This is a genomic window from Janthinobacterium sp. TPC_1 (assembly GCF_056037845.1).
In genome coordinates, this window is sequence record NZ_CP195157.1 from 677,905 (window position 1) to 692,555 (window position 14,651).

Below are 14,651 nucleotides of genomic sequence, written 5' to 3' on the forward strand. Positions count from 1 at the left end.
GTCTTTACATCCAACTTCTGCACTAATTGTAGTGCCCATCGAAGGGCGATGCAATAGTTTTCCGGCATCCGTCGGCGTAATTTTTTGTATTTTCATATACGATTTCGGTTGACTTTTCAGGGCATGGATGGAAAGCCCAATCCCCGCGAAGTAAGCGCTAACGCAGGCTGCCCGCACAGAGTTTCCAGCCAGCCAGCATACTTGGTAAAAATGCCAGTCAAAAAACGGCCCCGGATCCGTCTTCCTCCCCGGTGCGATATGCTCGTGGCCACGCACCTGGGACAGCCCGTAGCGCGCCACCAGCGCCGCCGTCAGCGCCGCCAGCACGCGGTATTGCTGCGGCTGAAAGGGGACAGAGTCCGAACCTTCCATTTCAATACCGATGGAATAGCCGTTGCATTGCGGGCGCCCTGCGAACATGGACGCGCCGGCATGCCAGGCACGTTGATCAGCAGAAACATATTGCAACAGCGCACCATCGCGCCGCACAAAAAAGTGCGCCGACACCTGCAAGCCACGCAGGTCGGCGAAAGAAGGATCGGCATTATAATCTACCCGGCCCGTAAACAAGTCCGACACATGCGGCCCGCCAAAGTGGCCGCCCGGCAAGCTGATGTTATGGATCACCAGCAAGTCGACTTGCGCACCATCCGGGCGCGCATCGTGGTAGGGGGAGTCATAGCGCAGCGCGCCATCGCACCAGCCGTCTTCATCTATCGTCCATGCGCTCATCAAGTAGGGCTTCCTGTATCGTCAATTTCTGCATGCGGTAACGCAACTGGCGCACGCTCAGCCCCAGCTGGCGCGCGCGCGCGCGCGCGGTGGTAGCGCGCCTGCACCAGCGCCTGCATGATCATGTCGCGCTCGGCCTGGCGCAAATACACGTCCAGCGGCAGGACCGGGCCCACGCCATATGCCGCCATGCCGGGCAGGCACAGTTGCCGTTCCGGCAAGTCCGACAATGCCGGCGGCGCCCGCAACGGCATGCTGCCCGGCGCGGACGGCAAGACCAGCCCGTCGAGCGCGATCACGCCGCCGTCGGCAAAGGCCAGCGCCCGCTCCAGCACGTTTTCCAGTTCCCGCACGTTGCCGGGAAACGCATATGCGGCCAGGGCCGCCAGCACGGGCGGCGCCAGGCTCACGGCCCGGCGTGGCGACAGGCGCGCGAGGATCACCTCGCATAATATGCAGATCGCCGCGCCGTTCGCGCAGCGGCGGCAGCGCCAGCTCGATCACATTCAGCCGGTAAAACAGATCCTGGCGGAACGTGCCGGCGGCCACGCCGCGCGCCAGGCCCTGCTGGCTGGCACACATAATGCGCACGTCGATCGCCTCGTCAGTACTGCCGCCCAGCTTGCGCACGCGGCGTTCCTGCAGCACGCGCAGCAGTTTTACCTGCATGGCCAGCGGCAGGTCATCGACTTCATCGAGCAGCAAACTGCCGCCATGGGCCGCCTGGAACAATCCCTGGCGCTCGTGCAGCGCGCCCGTATAGGCGCCCGGGCGGCAGCCGAAGAATTCGGCTTCCATCAACGCTTCGGGAATGGCACCGCAGTTGACGGCAATAAACGGGAAGCCGGCGCGCCCACCCTGCGCATGGATGGCGCGCGCCGCCAATTCCTTGCCCGTGCCCGATTCGCCGCGGATGGCCACCGGCGCGTCACAGCGGGCGATGCGGCCGATCTGCGCGCGCGCAGCGCCTGCATGGGCAGCGAGTTGCCGCTCAGTTGCGGCGCCCCCGGCTTGCCAGTGGTGGTGGTATGCGGGCTGAAGCTGGGATGGGACATGGCACGCGCCTTTCTGCAATGGCGGTGGCGAACCGCCTGCTGCAGATGCTACGCCGGACGGATGCCGGAGGCCGTTACGATACGGATGAGCAACGGGGTGCAGGCCGGCCCTTACAAGGTGGCGTGCGCGTGGCTGCAGTAATCGTGACCCTTGGCTTGCACGTTTTCCGAGGCCGGGTAATACACGCCGCAATGGGCACAGCACAGCATCAGCTCGGCATCGGGCAATTCCTGCGGCCGCACCGGCGGCGCATACGGGTTCGGCTGCTGCTGTGCGCGGGCGCGCTGCTGCATGCCCCGGATCTTGCTGCGGATAGCAAACAGCACCAGGAACACCAGCGCCAGCCAGAATAAAACACGTGTCATGCGAATCCCCGGTGTAAAACCACTTCCAGTACAAACGGCTGCCGACATAGGCCAGCAGCAAGGTGGCGAAACCGGCCAGCGTAAAACTCAGGGCCGTCTTGCCGCGCCAGCCGCGGAAGCGGCGGCCTGCCAGCAGCGAGGCAAACAATAGCCACGACAGCATGGTAAAGACGGATTTGTGATCCCAGTTGAGCGGCTTGCCAAATAATTGCTCGGAAAACACGATGCCAGACAGCACGGTCAGGCTGAGCAGGATAAAGCCCAGGCCGATCATGCGGAACAGCAGCTTTTCCATCGTCAGCAGGGCGGGCAGCTGGTCCAGCGCGCTGCCGATGAAGCCGCGGCTTTCGCTACGCGTATGCAGGCGCGATTCCTGCAGCGCCATGAGCACGGCGTGGAAGGCGGCAATCGTCAAGGTGCTGTAGGCGAGCACGGCCACGGCAATATGCCAGCCGAAGACAGCCGACTTGCCTTCCAAGCTGACCTGGCTGCCGGGAAAGGCCCAGGCCAGGCCGATGGCAATGACGGCGCTGGGCATGACCATGCGGCGCAGTCCGTCCAGGCTGAAATTGCGGTTCTCTATCCAGTAGGCGCCCACCGAGACCCACAGCGCGGCCGACAACATGGCGGAAAAGCCGAAGCGCAAGGTGCCCGGCGCCATCAGGTCGAACCACAGGGTGGCGGCGTGCGCCAGCCAGGCGACGCCGGTCAGGCCGGCAATAAGCCGGGCACGGGACGAGGGAAGCACCGCGCACGCCGCGTACAACAGGGCGGCGATGAAAAAGAAATAAGTCTGCATAGTTTAAGTTTACACCATAGCCGGCAAGCGCGATTCAAGCGACAGTATGGGCTGGAGGCAATTGGCCGCCAGCCCATACCGCAAGCCTGCCATGATATCGCGCCTCGGCCGCGACGGGGTGGCGCACCCTCAAGATTTCGGCAATCTTTCCTCCGATGCACTGCCGGCGCGCCGCAGGCACGTTGCCATCCTGATTAGCCAGTCCTATAATTATGTCCACAAAGCATATATTTATCCAACCTGACGCCACCGCCCTCCACCATGTCTTTTCGAAAAATTTCCTGGACCTGCCTCCTGCTGGCCGCCTGCACCATATTAAGCGGCTGCATGAAAAACGCGCCTTCCCAATCCACGTACGAGGAATACTTCCGTACGTCCATCCAGAGCTATGACCTGTACAAGGACTACTTCGACATCGCGAAGCTGGAAAAGCTGAATGGCTGGAAAGAAAACGAACAGTACGAAATCAAGGGCTCGGCCGTCCTGCGCGCCAAGGTCGGCTACCTGGAATTGCTGGCCGACGTGGCCGACAAGCTCGAGGCACAGGCGAAGACGGACAGCTCCGTGGGCATGAGCATGGGCCTGGGCCTGATGGCGCGCGGCATGGGCGGCGAAAACAAGGTTTTTCGCGATTTCTGGGTACAGCAGCAGGAAAAGAAGGCGATCCCCGCGCCGCTGCTGGCCCGCCAGGCGGCGATGACGGCCGAGCGTTTCGAAAACCTGCTGCAATGGTCGGACCAGATCGTGCAAGACAATTACGGCGCCATCATCAGCCGCCAGCTCAAGAAAGGCGATGAGCTGACCCGCATCTACACGCTGAGCTTCCGCCAGACGGAGAAGGGCTGGATGGGTTTTAACGCCCGCTAAGGCCATCTCCCCATCAAAAAACCTCCGCACCATTGCTGGCACGGAGGTTTTTTGAATGGTTTCCTGATTTACTTCACGTTCAAGCTCTTTTTCGCCTGCTCCAGCAAGTCCGTCTTGACCCAGTCCTTGGCCACGGGCGGCTTCGTCATGCGGCCCACGCCCGTTTTCACCATCACATCGGTGGTCACCTGGATGTGCTCGGGCGAGATGTCAAACGAATACGGCGAATTGCTGATCGCGTCGTCGAAGTCATCCTTCGTGATCTGGCCGCGGAACACGACTTCGCGCACATACTTTTCCGCCGTCCCCTTGTTGTCGATAAAGGTTTTCGTCGCTTCGACGAAGCAGCGCATGAATTTTTCCGCCACGGGACGGCGTTCCTTGTAGAACTTTTCCGTCATCACCATGGTCCGCACGGGCTCGCCGATCGGCGTATCGTACGGTTTGATGACTTCGGTGCCGAAGCCCTTGTTGATCGCCTGCGACGATTGCGGCTCCGACTGCATCATGGCATCGATATTCTTGCCCATCAGCGCCTGGTTCAAGTCGGCGTAGGCGAGGAACACCAACTGCACATCCTTGCCCTTGGTTTCGGAATACGTCAGGCCCGCCTGCGACAGTTCGGCCAGCAACAGCACTTCCTGGATGCCGCCGCGCGTCACGCCCACGCGCTTGCCCTTGAGTTCCTTGACGCTGGCGATCTTTTGCCCGGCGCCCGCCACCAGGCGCGCGCCGCCCTTGGCAAAGCCGGCCACCACGTAGATGGGCGCACCGCCGGCGCGGCCGGAAATGGCTGCTTCGGACGCCGTCGCGCCCACGTCCAGCTCACCGGCGATAATCGCCTGCATCACGTCGAGGCCCTTGGCGAAGACATGCTCCTCGACCTTGATGCCGCACTTGGGTGCGATTTCCTTGATGTACGACACGGCGCCGTAATGGGCGAATTTCAAGTTACCCAGGCGCACGACTTCCTGCGCCTGGGCAGCGCCCATGCCGAAGGCCAGCACGAGGGCGGCGGCGATACCGGTCTTCAAGGTTGATTTTTGCTGCATCGGGTTCTCCTGTGGTGGTTGGTATGTGCCCGCAAGGGCATAAAACACGAAACACTGCTCTTATTATGGGGAGATAGTACCGTGTGTTGAGTCAGGAGCAATCTTTTTTATGGAAAGCCTGCCTTGGCGCTGTTGCAGCAGCGCAAAGACAGGCGAATCCGGGAGCAGCAAGCCCGGCTGCGTGAAGTGTTACTGTCCCGCCAGCGCCACCACCGGATCGAGTCCCGACGCCTTGCGCGCCGGCATGAAGCCAAACACCAGCCCCGTCACCACGGCGCAGGCAAACGCACCGGCGATGGCGCTCAGGGAAAAGATCACCGGCACGTCCCATACCAGCAGCAGGCCGGCCACCGTCACGCCGACCACGATGCCGGCCACGCCGCCCACTACCGACACCAGCACGGCTTCGGTGAGGAACTGGCGCAGGATGTCGCGCCGGCGCGCGCCCGTCGCCATGCGGATGCCGATTTCGCGCGTGCGCTCGCGCACCGTCATCAGCATCACGTTCATGACGCCGATGCCGCCCACCACCAGCGAGACGGCGGCGATCAGGCTGAGCATCATGGTCATGTTGTCCTGCGTCTTGGCTTCGGCGGCGATCGACGCGGCCGCATTGCTGATGCCGTAGTCGCGGATGCGGTGGCGCTCGAACATGGTGGCGTCGACCGCCGCCTCCACCTCGGTCACGCGCTTGACGTCGTCCACCGCCATTACCGTGTACGTCGGCTCGCGCTGGCCAAAGACGCGGATGCCGGCCGTGGAAAACGGCAGCAGCAGCACGTCGTCTTCATCCTTCTCGCCCGTCAGCGCGCCCTTCGCGCTCATCACGCCGATCACCTGGAACGGCACGTTGCCGATCAGGATGCTCTGCCCCACGGGGTTGGCCACGTCGGGCATCAGCTTTTCGGCCAGGTGCGCGCCCAGCACGGCCACGGTGGCCATTTCGCGCTCGTCTTCCTCGGTAAAGAAACCGCCCTTGGCCACGGGCCAGGTCTGGATCTGCGGCAGGGCCGGCCCCGTGCCGCGCACATACGTCTGCACGTCGAGGTTGCCGTGGCGTATCACCTTGTTGCCCGTGACATTCGGCAGCACGTGGGAAATGCCCGGCACGTCCTTGAGCGCGTCGAGGTCGGCCAGGGTGATGCTGCGCCCGGGGATGCGCGAGCTTTCGCCGCGCGACGCCATGTACAACAGATTCGAGCCGAACGCGCCTAATTGGGCCATCACCTGCTGGCGCGTGCCCAGGCCGATGGCCAGCATGACGATCACGGAAGCGACGCCGATGACGATGCCGAGCAGGGTCAAGCCCGTGCGAAAGCGGTTGATCCACAGCACGCGCCAGGCGGCGCGCGCCGCGTCGAGCAATTCCGTGCCCAGCGACGCGCCCGTGTCGTGGGCGGCGCGCGACATGTCCAGCGGCGGCAGGGCCGCCGACGTGGCGGGAATGGCGATGGCGCCCGAGTCTGCGACGATTTCGCCATCGCTGATCTCGATCACGCGGCGCGCCTGGGCCGCCACCTTGCGGTCATGCGTGATGAGGATGATGGTGTGGCCCGCGTCGGCCAGTTCGCCCAAGAGGGCCATGACTTCGGCGCCGCTGCTGCTATCTAACGCCCCCGTCGGCTCATCGGCGAGGATGATGCGCCCGCCATTCATCAGGGCGCGCGCGATCGACACGCGCTGCTGCTGCCCGCCGGACAACTGGTTCGGCCGGTGGTCGAGCCGCTCGCCCAGGCCCAGGCGCTTGAGCAGCGCTTCGGAACGCGCATGGCGGGCCGCGGCCGGCATGCCCGCGTACAGGGCCGGCACTTCCACTTTTCGCGCGCCGATTCCGTGGCGATCAGGTGATAGCCCTGGAAGACGAAGCCGAACGCTTCGCGCCGCAGCCACGCCAGTTCATCGGGATTCAGGCTGGCCACGTCCTGGCCGGCGAAGCGGTAGCTGCCATCGCTGGGCCGGTCCAGACAGCCGAGCAAATGCATCAGGGTCGATTTGCCGGAACCGGACGCGCCCACGATGGCGACGAATTCGCCGGCGCCGATCGACAGGGTCAAACCGCGCAGCACTTCCACGGCCGGCGCGCCGTCATGGCCGCCGTAGCGCTTGCGGATGCCGGCAAGCTCGATCAGGGGCGCCGGCTGGCCGCCTTCTCCGGCTTGTCCCAGAGAAGCGGCCTCGCTCATCGCGCTCACAGCTGGAACCTGCTGGCGCCGCTGCCGGCCGGCTGCTCGCCCGTGACCAGCAATTCACCTTCGCGCAAGCCTTGCAGCACTTCCGCGCTGAGGCGGTTGCGCACGCCCACGGTGACGGTGCGCGTATCGACCTTGCCGTCCGCATCCATCACGCGGGCCGTGAACTGCCCCGGCTTGGCGCCTTCTTCCGTCGATGGTTTCAGGGCCGGCAAGGGCACGGCCAGCACATTGTTTGCTGCGGCCGTGACAAACACCACCTGCGCCGTCATCTGCGGCATCAATTCGCCATCGGCGTTATCGACGTCGAACAGCACGGTATACAAGATCACCTTGCTGGTCGACGGCGCCAGGGCCGTGCCGGCGGCGGAACCACCGGGCACTGGCGGCGCCGGCAGCACCTGCCGCACCTTGCCGCTCCAGCGCCGCTGGTCGCCGCCCAGGGTGGTGAAGTACACGGGCATGTCCGGGCGCACGCGGCGCACGTCCGCTTCCGACACTTCCGTCCATACCGTCATGGCCGACAGGTCGGCAATGCGCAGGATGTTCGGCGTCTGGTACGTGGCGTTCAGGGTTTGCCCTTCCTTGGCATCCAGGCCCACCACCTTGCCGGCCATGGGCGCGTAGATGCGCGTATAGCCAAGGCGCGCCTCGTCCGCCTTCAGGCTGGCCTGCGTCTGGTCGATCTGCGCCTTCAGGTGGTCGATCTTGGCGCCGGCCGAGGCCAAGGTGGCTTCGGCCGTTTCCAGGTCAGCCAAGGGAGTCGAGTCAAACTTGGCCATCTGCTTCTGGCGCACGTGCTGCTGGCCCGCCAGGCGGTGCTGCGCCTGCTGGTCGGCCAGCTGCGCGCGCAAGCCCGCCAGGGCGGCACGGCCCGCGTCGACCGTGGCCTGCTGCACGCTGGGGTCGATCTCGGCCAGCAGCTGGCCTTTTTCCACGGCGCTGCCCGGCTGCACGTGCAGGCGCGTGATCTGGCCCGACACCTGCGCGCCCACGTCAACATAGGTTTGCGGCTGCAGGGTGCCGATGGCCGTGACGCTGGCCTCGATATTGCCGCGCTTGACGGGCGCCGTGTCGAACACGGTGGCCGGGCCGCGCGTGGCCCACAGGGCACCGGCGCAAACAGCGCCAGCAAGCCAGCAAGACCACGCCGCCGAGGATGCGGGCGCGGCGGGAAGGCAGGCGGGCCGCCATCAGGAAGCCGCCTTCAATACATTCAAAACATCAATCGGTGTCGCCAAACGTGAAAAATACATCGGTCTATCCTTGAAAATGGCGGTGAACATCACCGCAGAAACGTCACAAGACCTGCCAGCGCGGCGACGGCTGCCAGCAGGGAACTACGTAACAGCAAGCGGGGGGCATACGGCAGCAGCAGGGCCACCAGCAGCGCTCCCGCCCCGATGAATCCCAGCCAGGCGACCACGCCGACGGTGGCACTCCAGCCGGCCACGCAGGGCCAGATGGCCAGCGCCAGCAGGATGGCGCCCGCCAGTTGCAGCGCGCGCCGCACGTTCGGCGCCGCGTCCCTGCCCCAGACCTGGCCATGGTGGCGGTCCATCGCCAAGGAGAGGCTGGCCATGCCCGCATACGACAGGCCCAGCGCACACAGGATGGTGTTAATCATGACTGTCCCTCCGCATTGACTTGCAGGCTGGCCGAGGGTATTTCCTTGGCTACCGCCTTTTTGAGCGGTTGTTCCTTGCGCTTGTGGACTTTCCACGCGCCCCAGGCGGCCAGCAGGCCGAAGGCCATGCTGCCCAGTTCCACGCCGGCGCTTTCCCAGTCACCGCGCGCGATTTGCGCCATCAGATTGTCGCCCGTGCTCAGGACGTTGAGCACCGGCAGCAGCAGGCACAGGGCGGCCAGCAAGCCCAATTGCTCGATCCACGCGCGCTTTTCCGCACGCACGCAGGCATGCACCAGCATCAGGAACCAGACGCCGAAGAAGGCGCGCACTTCCCAGCCGGCACGGTGCTCGATGCCAACGGGGATCAAACGGTTCGCCCACAGGAAGCCCGCGCAGGCGATGGACAGGCCGGCAATCGCCGCCACGTTCAGGCAGGCGATGACGCGGTACACGCGCTGCGTATAGGCGCCGAACTCGCCGCCGGACTTCTGACGCCGCTTGACCATGAACAAAATGGCGCCCGTGCCCATCATGGCCGTGCCGGCCAGGCCGCAGAAGAAGTACAGCCAGCGCATGGGCGTGCCGCCGAAACCCACCATGTGCAGGTTCGACATGACGGAGCGCGTCAGGCCCGCGCCGCCCGTGTCGGACGCGCCGGGCAGGCGCAATGCGGTCTGCTCGCCCGTGGCCAGCGCATAGCAAGCCCTGCCCGTATTGGCGCTGAGGCGTTCCATCGTGTCCGTCTCTTCATTCCAGCCGTACATGCAGACACGCATGGAGGCGTCGTTCGGATTGTCCAGCACCACGGCGCGGATTTCCTGGCCGATGGCCTGCTCGGCGCGCAGCGCGAACGATTCCAGCGCGGGAATGGCCAGCGGCTGGCCCGTTTTCACGGGTTTTCCCGCATCGTTCCAGTCGGCCAGGAAGGCCTTCTTGGGATTGTCCATGCCGTATTGCGCCGCCACGGGGGCCGGCACATAGTCATCGCTGAAGAATGCCAGGCCCGTGTAGGCGATCATGAACTGGAACGGCAAGGTGAGCACGGCCACCGCGTTGTGCGCGTCAAGCCACGAACGCTGGCCCTTGGCCGGGCGGAAGGTGAAAAAATCCTTGAAGATCCGCTTGTGCGTGATGACGCCGCTCACCAGCGCCACCAGCATGATCATGGTGGTGATGGCGACGATCCATACGCCGATGCGTCCCGCGTGCAGCTCATAGTGGAAATCGACGAAATGGTGGCCGCCGATGGTTTCGCGCTCCGTTGCCTCGCGCGCATGCTCGATGACGGCACCCGTCAGCGGATCGAGATCCGCCGAGCCATAGCCGCCGCTGGGCTGGAACCAGTAGGCGGACAGGCCGTGGCCGGGACGCTGCACGGGCCAGATTTCCCACATGTCCGCCTTCGGGTGTTCCTTCGCCATGAAGTCGAGCGCCAGTTCCAGGCGGTGGCCACGGTCCGTGACCTTCGGCAGCGGCGGATCGTTCGCATGCGCCGCCTCTTCCAAGGCGTGTTCGGGCGTCATCCAGTGGCCGATCGGATCGTCGAAGACGGCCAGGGTGCCGGTCAGGAAGATGGCGAACAGCAGCCAGGAAATCCACAGGCCGCTCCACGTATGCAGCCAGGCCATGGCCTGGCGCAAGCCGCCCTGCTGCGGCGTCTTGACCACTTTGTCTACCTTGACGGCGTTCATGCCACACCTCGCGACAGCAGCAGGCCGATACCGCCGCAGGCGATGGCCGGCAGCAGCATGCCGAGCCAGGCGCGGCGCAGGTCCTGCACGGCAAAGACCCAGATCACGGCACAAGTGTAGGTGACAAAGGCGCTCAGGGTGGCCGTCAGCACGGCTTCGGGACGCGACAGCGGCAGCACGGCCGCCAGCAGCACGGCCACGCCGGACGTCAGCGCATAGCCGCCAAAAACAGCGGCAAGCACGCGCGAAAACAACATCATGTGGGCCGATTTCATCATCGCGGCGCTCCCTGCAACACCAGCGTGGTCACGCCATCGCGGGCCAGGTTCAACTGCACATCCATAAGCCATGCATCCTTCATCAAGATAGATCATTCAAAGTTATTAAGTTATAGCTTGTAGTTCAAGGTCAGCATCAGGTTGCGCGGCGTGCCCACCAGGTTGCCGAGGACATCGGAGTAGATGCTCTGGTAATAGCGTTTGTCGAGCGCATTGTTGACGTTCAGGCGCAGCTCGGCGCGGCTGTCGATTTGCCACGCCGCGTTCAAGCCGAGGATCGCGTAGCGGCCCTGGCGCAGGTGGGCATCACCGTCCGTTGATTCCGTCGCGCCCTGCCCGTACACCGAGGCGCCGACGCGCCAGCCCTGCGCCGCGCCGGACAGGCGGTAGCTGGTGGCCAGCTTGAGCTGCTGGCGCGGATAGCGGCTATTGAAATCCTTGCCGATATTGGCCGGATCGCTGTCGCGCGTAAATTGCGCCTTCACATACGTAAAACCGGCCGACAGCTGCCAGTCGGGCGTCAGCGCGCCCGCCACGTCCAGCTCCACGCCTTCGCTGCGCACTTCGCCCGACGCGCGCTGGCAATAGCCCCACGTGCTGCCGGGGCAGGGATCCGGGCCGGTCAGGTCGTCCACGCCGCGGTTTTGCTGGCGGATCTGGAACACGGCCGCGCTTGCATTGAGGGCGCCGCCGAAGTATTCGCCCTTCACGCCCGCTTCATAGTTGGTGCCGCTGACCGGCTTCAAGGGCTGCCCCTTGGCGTCGGTGGACGCTTGGGGCTGGAAGATCTCGGTCCAGCTGGCATACACGGAATGCTGCTTGTCGAGGTCATACACGACACCGGCATACGGCGTGAATTCACGCGCCAGCGAGTAGCCGGCATCGTCCTTGTACCAGCTCACGCGCCCGCCCAGCACCAGCGACAGCGGATCGGCCAGGCGCAGGCGCGTGCCTGCATACACGCCGCTTTGTTCGGTGATGCTGGCCGTGCCCCACTGCGCGTAGTTGATGACGGGGCGCGCCACGCTGCCCGCATCCCAGTGGAACGGGTCGATCACCGGCGCGCTATCTTGCCGGGTGTACGATGCCCAGCCCCCATAGCTGTTTTTCGACGAACGGCGGTGGCTGGCGCCGACCGTCAGCTCGTGCTCGCGGCCGAACAGGCTGTAGCTGCCGCTGGCATACGCGTCATAGCTGGTATTTGCCAGTTCGGCGCGGTAGCTTTGCGAATTGAAGCGCAGGGTGCCGCCGCGGCGGTTGATGCCGGAAAACGTCGTGTCGATCTCGGGCGTCTTGCGCGTGGCCGCCAGCCTGGCTTTCCAGCCATTGCCGAAGCGGTGTTCCAGTTCGGCGAAAATGGTTTTATCCGTCTGGCGCCAGCCGTCGAAGTCGGTGCCCAGGTAGGTGGAGCGAGGCAAGTTCAAAAAGGTGCCGTCGGCGGCCGTCACCACGCCCGTCGCGACGCCGTCGTTATCGGTCTTGCGGTAGTGCGCGCCCACGGTCAACGTGGTGTCAGGGCGCAGGTCGCCTCGATGATGCCGTACAGCTGGTGATTACGGCCATGCAGCACGTCGACAAAATCCTTCTTGTCCTGCACCGTGACGACCATGCGCCCGCGCAGGGTCTTCGCTTCGTTGAGCGCGTTGGCCGCATCCGCTTCCAGGCGGTAGTTGCTCCAGCTGCCGATGCTGGCCGAGAATGACGCCTGCGGCGTGGCCGTCGGGCGCTTGCGCACCATGTTGATGGCCGCGCTGGGCGTGCCGCTGCCCGTCATCAAGCCCGTGGCGCCGCGCACCACTTCGATGCGGTCATAGATGGCCAGGTCGTCATTGTCGCCATTGAAAGTGCCGTTCGCGCCCAGGCTGGTAGGCAAACCGTCGAACAGGATGTTTTCGATTGGAAAGCCCCGCGCGCTGAAACTGCCCGAATCGCCCGTAAAGTTGCCTTTTTGCATGACCAGCCCCGTGATCGACTGCACGGCGTCGTCCAGGGTGGTGATGCCCAGGTCGTCGATCTGCTGGCGCGTCAGCACGCTGACCGACTGCGGCGTCTCGCGCAGCGACAGGTTCAGCTTGGTTGCCGTATTGCTCACGCCCGTCGTATAGGAACCGCTGCCTTCGGTCGTCGCATCGCGCCCCGCCGTGACGGACACGCCAAGCATGGTTTGCTCGGCCGCGGGACTGGCTGGCACCTGCTGCGCCAGCGCCGGCAGGCTGGCGGCCAGGCACAGGGCCGCGGCCGCTTGCGCCAGCGGACGCAGTGAAGAGTGAGATGATGGCAAACTGACAAAAGGCAAAGCGTGCGACATGAAAGTTCCTGATGGTGGTGTCATGAGACGGTGAAAAACAGGCGCCCTACCTTGTAGGTGCCGCAAGACTGCAAAACGGGCAGCCGGATGGAAAATATTTTTATCGAACGCTACGGCGCCGGTTCGACGCTGACCCAGTACCGCGTGCGGCTGCGTACCTGCACCGGCAGCGAGTTGGGCAGCATGTTCAAAATGCGCTGCGTGTCGGCCAGCGGGAACACGCCCGACAGGCGCAGCTGGGCCACTGCCGGCGCGCAGTCGATCACGCCGGGGCGGTAGCGGGCCAGGTCGGCCAGGAAATCGCCCAGGGTCACGTCGTCGACGATCAGCTGCCCGCGCGACCAGGCGTGCGCATACGCATCGATGGCGTGCGGCGCGTCCGCCGCATGGCGGGAAAAGGCTACGCCGCGCCCGGCCGCCAGCAGCATTGGCGCGCCAGCACCGTCGCGGGGGCGGATTTCAACGGCGCTTTCCAACACGTCCACGGTGCTATAGTCATCTTGCTGGCGCACGGCAAAACGCGTGCCCAGCGCGCGCACCAGGCCTTCGCGCGTGGCCACCACCAAAGGCGCGGCGCTGCCGGCACCGTGGCCGCTGGCCACGAGGATCTCGCCGGCCAGCAGTTCGATCAGGCGGCGGCTGGCGTCGAAACGCACGTTCACGGCCGATCCCGTATTCAGGCTGAGCACGCTGCCATCGTCCAGCACCACGTCGCGCCCTCGCCCGTGGCCGTGCGGTAGTCGGCACGCAGGGCGCGCATGCCATCCCAGGCATCCGTCTGCGCGGCCAGCATGCCGCCGCCGGCCGCCACGCCCAGCCACGCCAGCAACTGGCGCCGCTTGCCGTTGACGGCTTGTTGCTGCGTGCCGGCCAGCGCCTGCGCGGCCGCACCGCGATGCAAGCCGTTGAAGCGCCGCGACACCGCGTCGATATGCTGCCAGGCCCGTTCATGTTCCGGGTCGGCTGCGCGCCAGCGCTGCCAGGCGGCGCGTTCGGCTTCGCTGGCCTCGCACGACATCAGCACGGTCAGCCACTCGGCAGCCTGCTGCTGCACGTCCTCGCGGATGGCTGGCGGTGCCGCCGGCTCTGCCAGCTTGCTCATGCCGGCAGGGAGAAAAACACCTGGCGGTTGGCGCGCGTCAGGTATTGCTTGACCGAGCTGGCCGATACGTTCAGGCGCGCGGCGATCTCGGCATAGCTGAGACCTTCGAGCTGCGCCAGCAAGAACGCCGTGCGCACGGGAACCGGCAAGCCGTCGAGGGCCTGGTCGATTTCCTGCAGGGCTTCCAGCGCCAGCAGCCGTTCCTCGGGCGCGGGCGCCGTCTCGGGCGGCAGGCAAGCGAGCGCTTCCAGGTAGGCATCTTCCAGCACTTGGCGGCGGTAGCGGTGCGCCACCAGGCGGCGCGCGACGGTGGCGAGAAAAGGCCGCGCCTCGCGGATCGGCGGCGCGGAAGCGGCCGTCAACACGCTGATGAAGGTGTCTTGCGCCAGATCCGCCGCGTCGCCCGCATTGCCCAGCTTATGCCGCAGCCAGCCCTGCAGCCAGCCATGATGGCTGCTGTAGAGCGCGTGCAGGTCCTGTTGCTGGGCAAAATCGGCGGCCGACATAGCATCCCTTTCCGGTCTGGCGCGGCGCGCCCACGAATGTAAATAAGAATTATTCTCATTTTAACCGTGTTTTTGA

13 protein-coding genes and 4 pseudogenes are annotated in these 14,651 nt (G+C 65.0%); 1 reads left to right on the forward strand and 16 read right to left on the reverse strand.

Annotated features, from left to right (window positions below; all coding sequences use genetic code 11):
- Nucleotides 1-116 precede the first annotated feature (116 nt).
- The 5 genes and pseudogenes from ampD to ACQVLG_RS03345 form a co-directional block, all read right to left on the reverse strand.
- Nucleotides 117-732, reverse strand: a pseudogene (gene ampD / locus ACQVLG_RS03325) (1,6-anhydro-N-acetylmuramyl-L-alanine amidase AmpD).
- Nucleotides 732-1,175 (reverse strand): AAA-type ATPase lid domain-containing protein, encoded by a 444-nt coding sequence (locus ACQVLG_RS03330; protein ID WP_474292834.1) that lies wholly within the window; start codon nt 1,173-1,175, stop codon nt 732-734. The pseudogene ampD and the gene ACQVLG_RS03330 overlap by 1 nt, the downstream one beginning before the upstream one ends.
- A gap of 94 nt (nt 1,176-1,269) precedes the next feature.
- Nucleotides 1,270-1,992, reverse strand: a pseudogene (locus ACQVLG_RS03335) (sigma-54 factor interaction domain-containing protein); the annotation flags it as partial.
- Nucleotides 1,899-2,153, reverse strand: a complete 255-nt coding sequence (locus ACQVLG_RS03340; protein ID WP_474292835.1) for a PP0621 family protein — start codon at nt 2,151-2,153, stop codon at nt 1,899-1,901. The gene ACQVLG_RS03340 and the pseudogene ACQVLG_RS03335, both read right to left, overlap by 94 nt.
- Nucleotides 2,150-2,952: pseudogene (locus ACQVLG_RS03345) on the reverse strand (cytochrome C assembly family protein). The gene ACQVLG_RS03340 and the pseudogene ACQVLG_RS03345 overlap by 4 nt, the downstream one beginning before the upstream one ends.
- A 261-nt stretch (nt 2,953-3,213) precedes the next feature.
- On the opposite strand from ACQVLG_RS03345, the gene ACQVLG_RS03350 reads away from it, so the two are divergent.
- A complete protein-coding gene (locus tag ACQVLG_RS03350) occupies nt 3,214-3,819 on the forward strand; it encodes a hypothetical protein (protein WP_474292836.1) in 606 nt (201 codons plus the stop codon).
- A gap of 68 nt (nt 3,820-3,887) precedes the next feature.
- Here the strand turns inward: ACQVLG_RS03350 and ACQVLG_RS03355 are convergent, their stop codons facing one another.
- From ACQVLG_RS03355 to ACQVLG_RS03405, 11 genes and pseudogenes are all read right to left on the reverse strand, one after another.
- Nucleotides 3,888-4,811, reverse strand: coding sequence for an ABC transporter substrate-binding protein (locus tag ACQVLG_RS03355; RefSeq protein WP_474295520.1), 924 nt, complete (start codon nt 4,809-4,811; stop codon nt 3,888-3,890).
- Nucleotides 4,812-5,060: 249 nt separating this feature from the next.
- Nucleotides 5,061-7,054, reverse strand: a pseudogene (locus tag ACQVLG_RS03360) (MacB family efflux pump subunit).
- A 5-nt stretch (nt 7,055-7,059) separates the two neighbouring features.
- Complete coding sequence (locus tag ACQVLG_RS03365; RefSeq protein ID WP_474292837.1) at nt 7,060-8,142, reverse strand: efflux RND transporter periplasmic adaptor subunit; 1,083 nt, start codon at nt 8,140-8,142, stop codon at nt 7,060-7,062.
- A 203-nt stretch (nt 8,143-8,345) separates the two neighbouring features.
- A complete protein-coding gene (locus tag ACQVLG_RS03370) occupies nt 8,346-8,687 on the reverse strand; it encodes a DUF3325 domain-containing protein (protein WP_071075502.1) in 342 nt (113 codons plus the stop codon).
- Nucleotides 8,684-10,381: a PepSY-associated TM helix domain-containing protein gene (locus ACQVLG_RS03375; RefSeq protein WP_474292838.1), complete on the reverse strand. Its 1,698-nt coding sequence runs from the start codon at nt 10,379-10,381 to the stop codon at nt 8,684-8,686. The genes ACQVLG_RS03370 and ACQVLG_RS03375 overlap by 4 nt, the downstream gene beginning before the upstream one ends.
- Entirely contained in the window at nt 10,378-10,659 is a 282-nt protein-coding gene (locus ACQVLG_RS03380; RefSeq protein WP_474292839.1) for a hypothetical protein, read from the reverse strand. The genes ACQVLG_RS03375 and ACQVLG_RS03380 overlap by 4 nt, the downstream gene beginning before the upstream one ends.
- A 110-nt stretch (nt 10,660-10,769) precedes the next feature.
- The gene (locus ACQVLG_RS03385; protein ID WP_474292840.1) at nt 10,770-12,158 is read right to left on the reverse strand and encodes a TonB-dependent siderophore receptor; all 1,389 of its coding nucleotides are present in this window, start codon (nt 12,156-12,158) and stop codon (nt 10,770-10,772) included.
- Nucleotides 12,159-12,160: 2 nt separating this feature from the next.
- Entirely contained in the window at nt 12,161-12,967 is an 807-nt protein-coding gene (locus ACQVLG_RS03390) for a TonB-dependent siderophore receptor (RefSeq protein WP_474292841.1), read from the reverse strand.
- Between the two features lie 110 nt (nt 12,968-13,077).
- Nucleotides 13,078-13,677, reverse strand: a complete 600-nt coding sequence (locus ACQVLG_RS03395; protein ID WP_474292842.1) for a FecR domain-containing protein — start codon at nt 13,675-13,677, stop codon at nt 13,078-13,080.
- Entirely contained in the window at nt 13,644-14,069 is a 426-nt protein-coding gene (locus ACQVLG_RS03400; RefSeq protein ID WP_474292843.1) for a DUF4880 domain-containing protein, read from the reverse strand. The genes ACQVLG_RS03395 and ACQVLG_RS03400 overlap by 34 nt, the downstream gene beginning before the upstream one ends.
- A complete protein-coding gene (locus ACQVLG_RS03405; protein WP_474292844.1) occupies nt 14,066-14,575 on the reverse strand; it encodes a sigma-70 family RNA polymerase sigma factor in 510 nt (169 codons plus the stop codon). The genes ACQVLG_RS03400 and ACQVLG_RS03405 overlap by 4 nt, the downstream gene beginning before the upstream one ends.
- Nucleotides 14,576-14,651 lie beyond the last annotated feature (76 nt).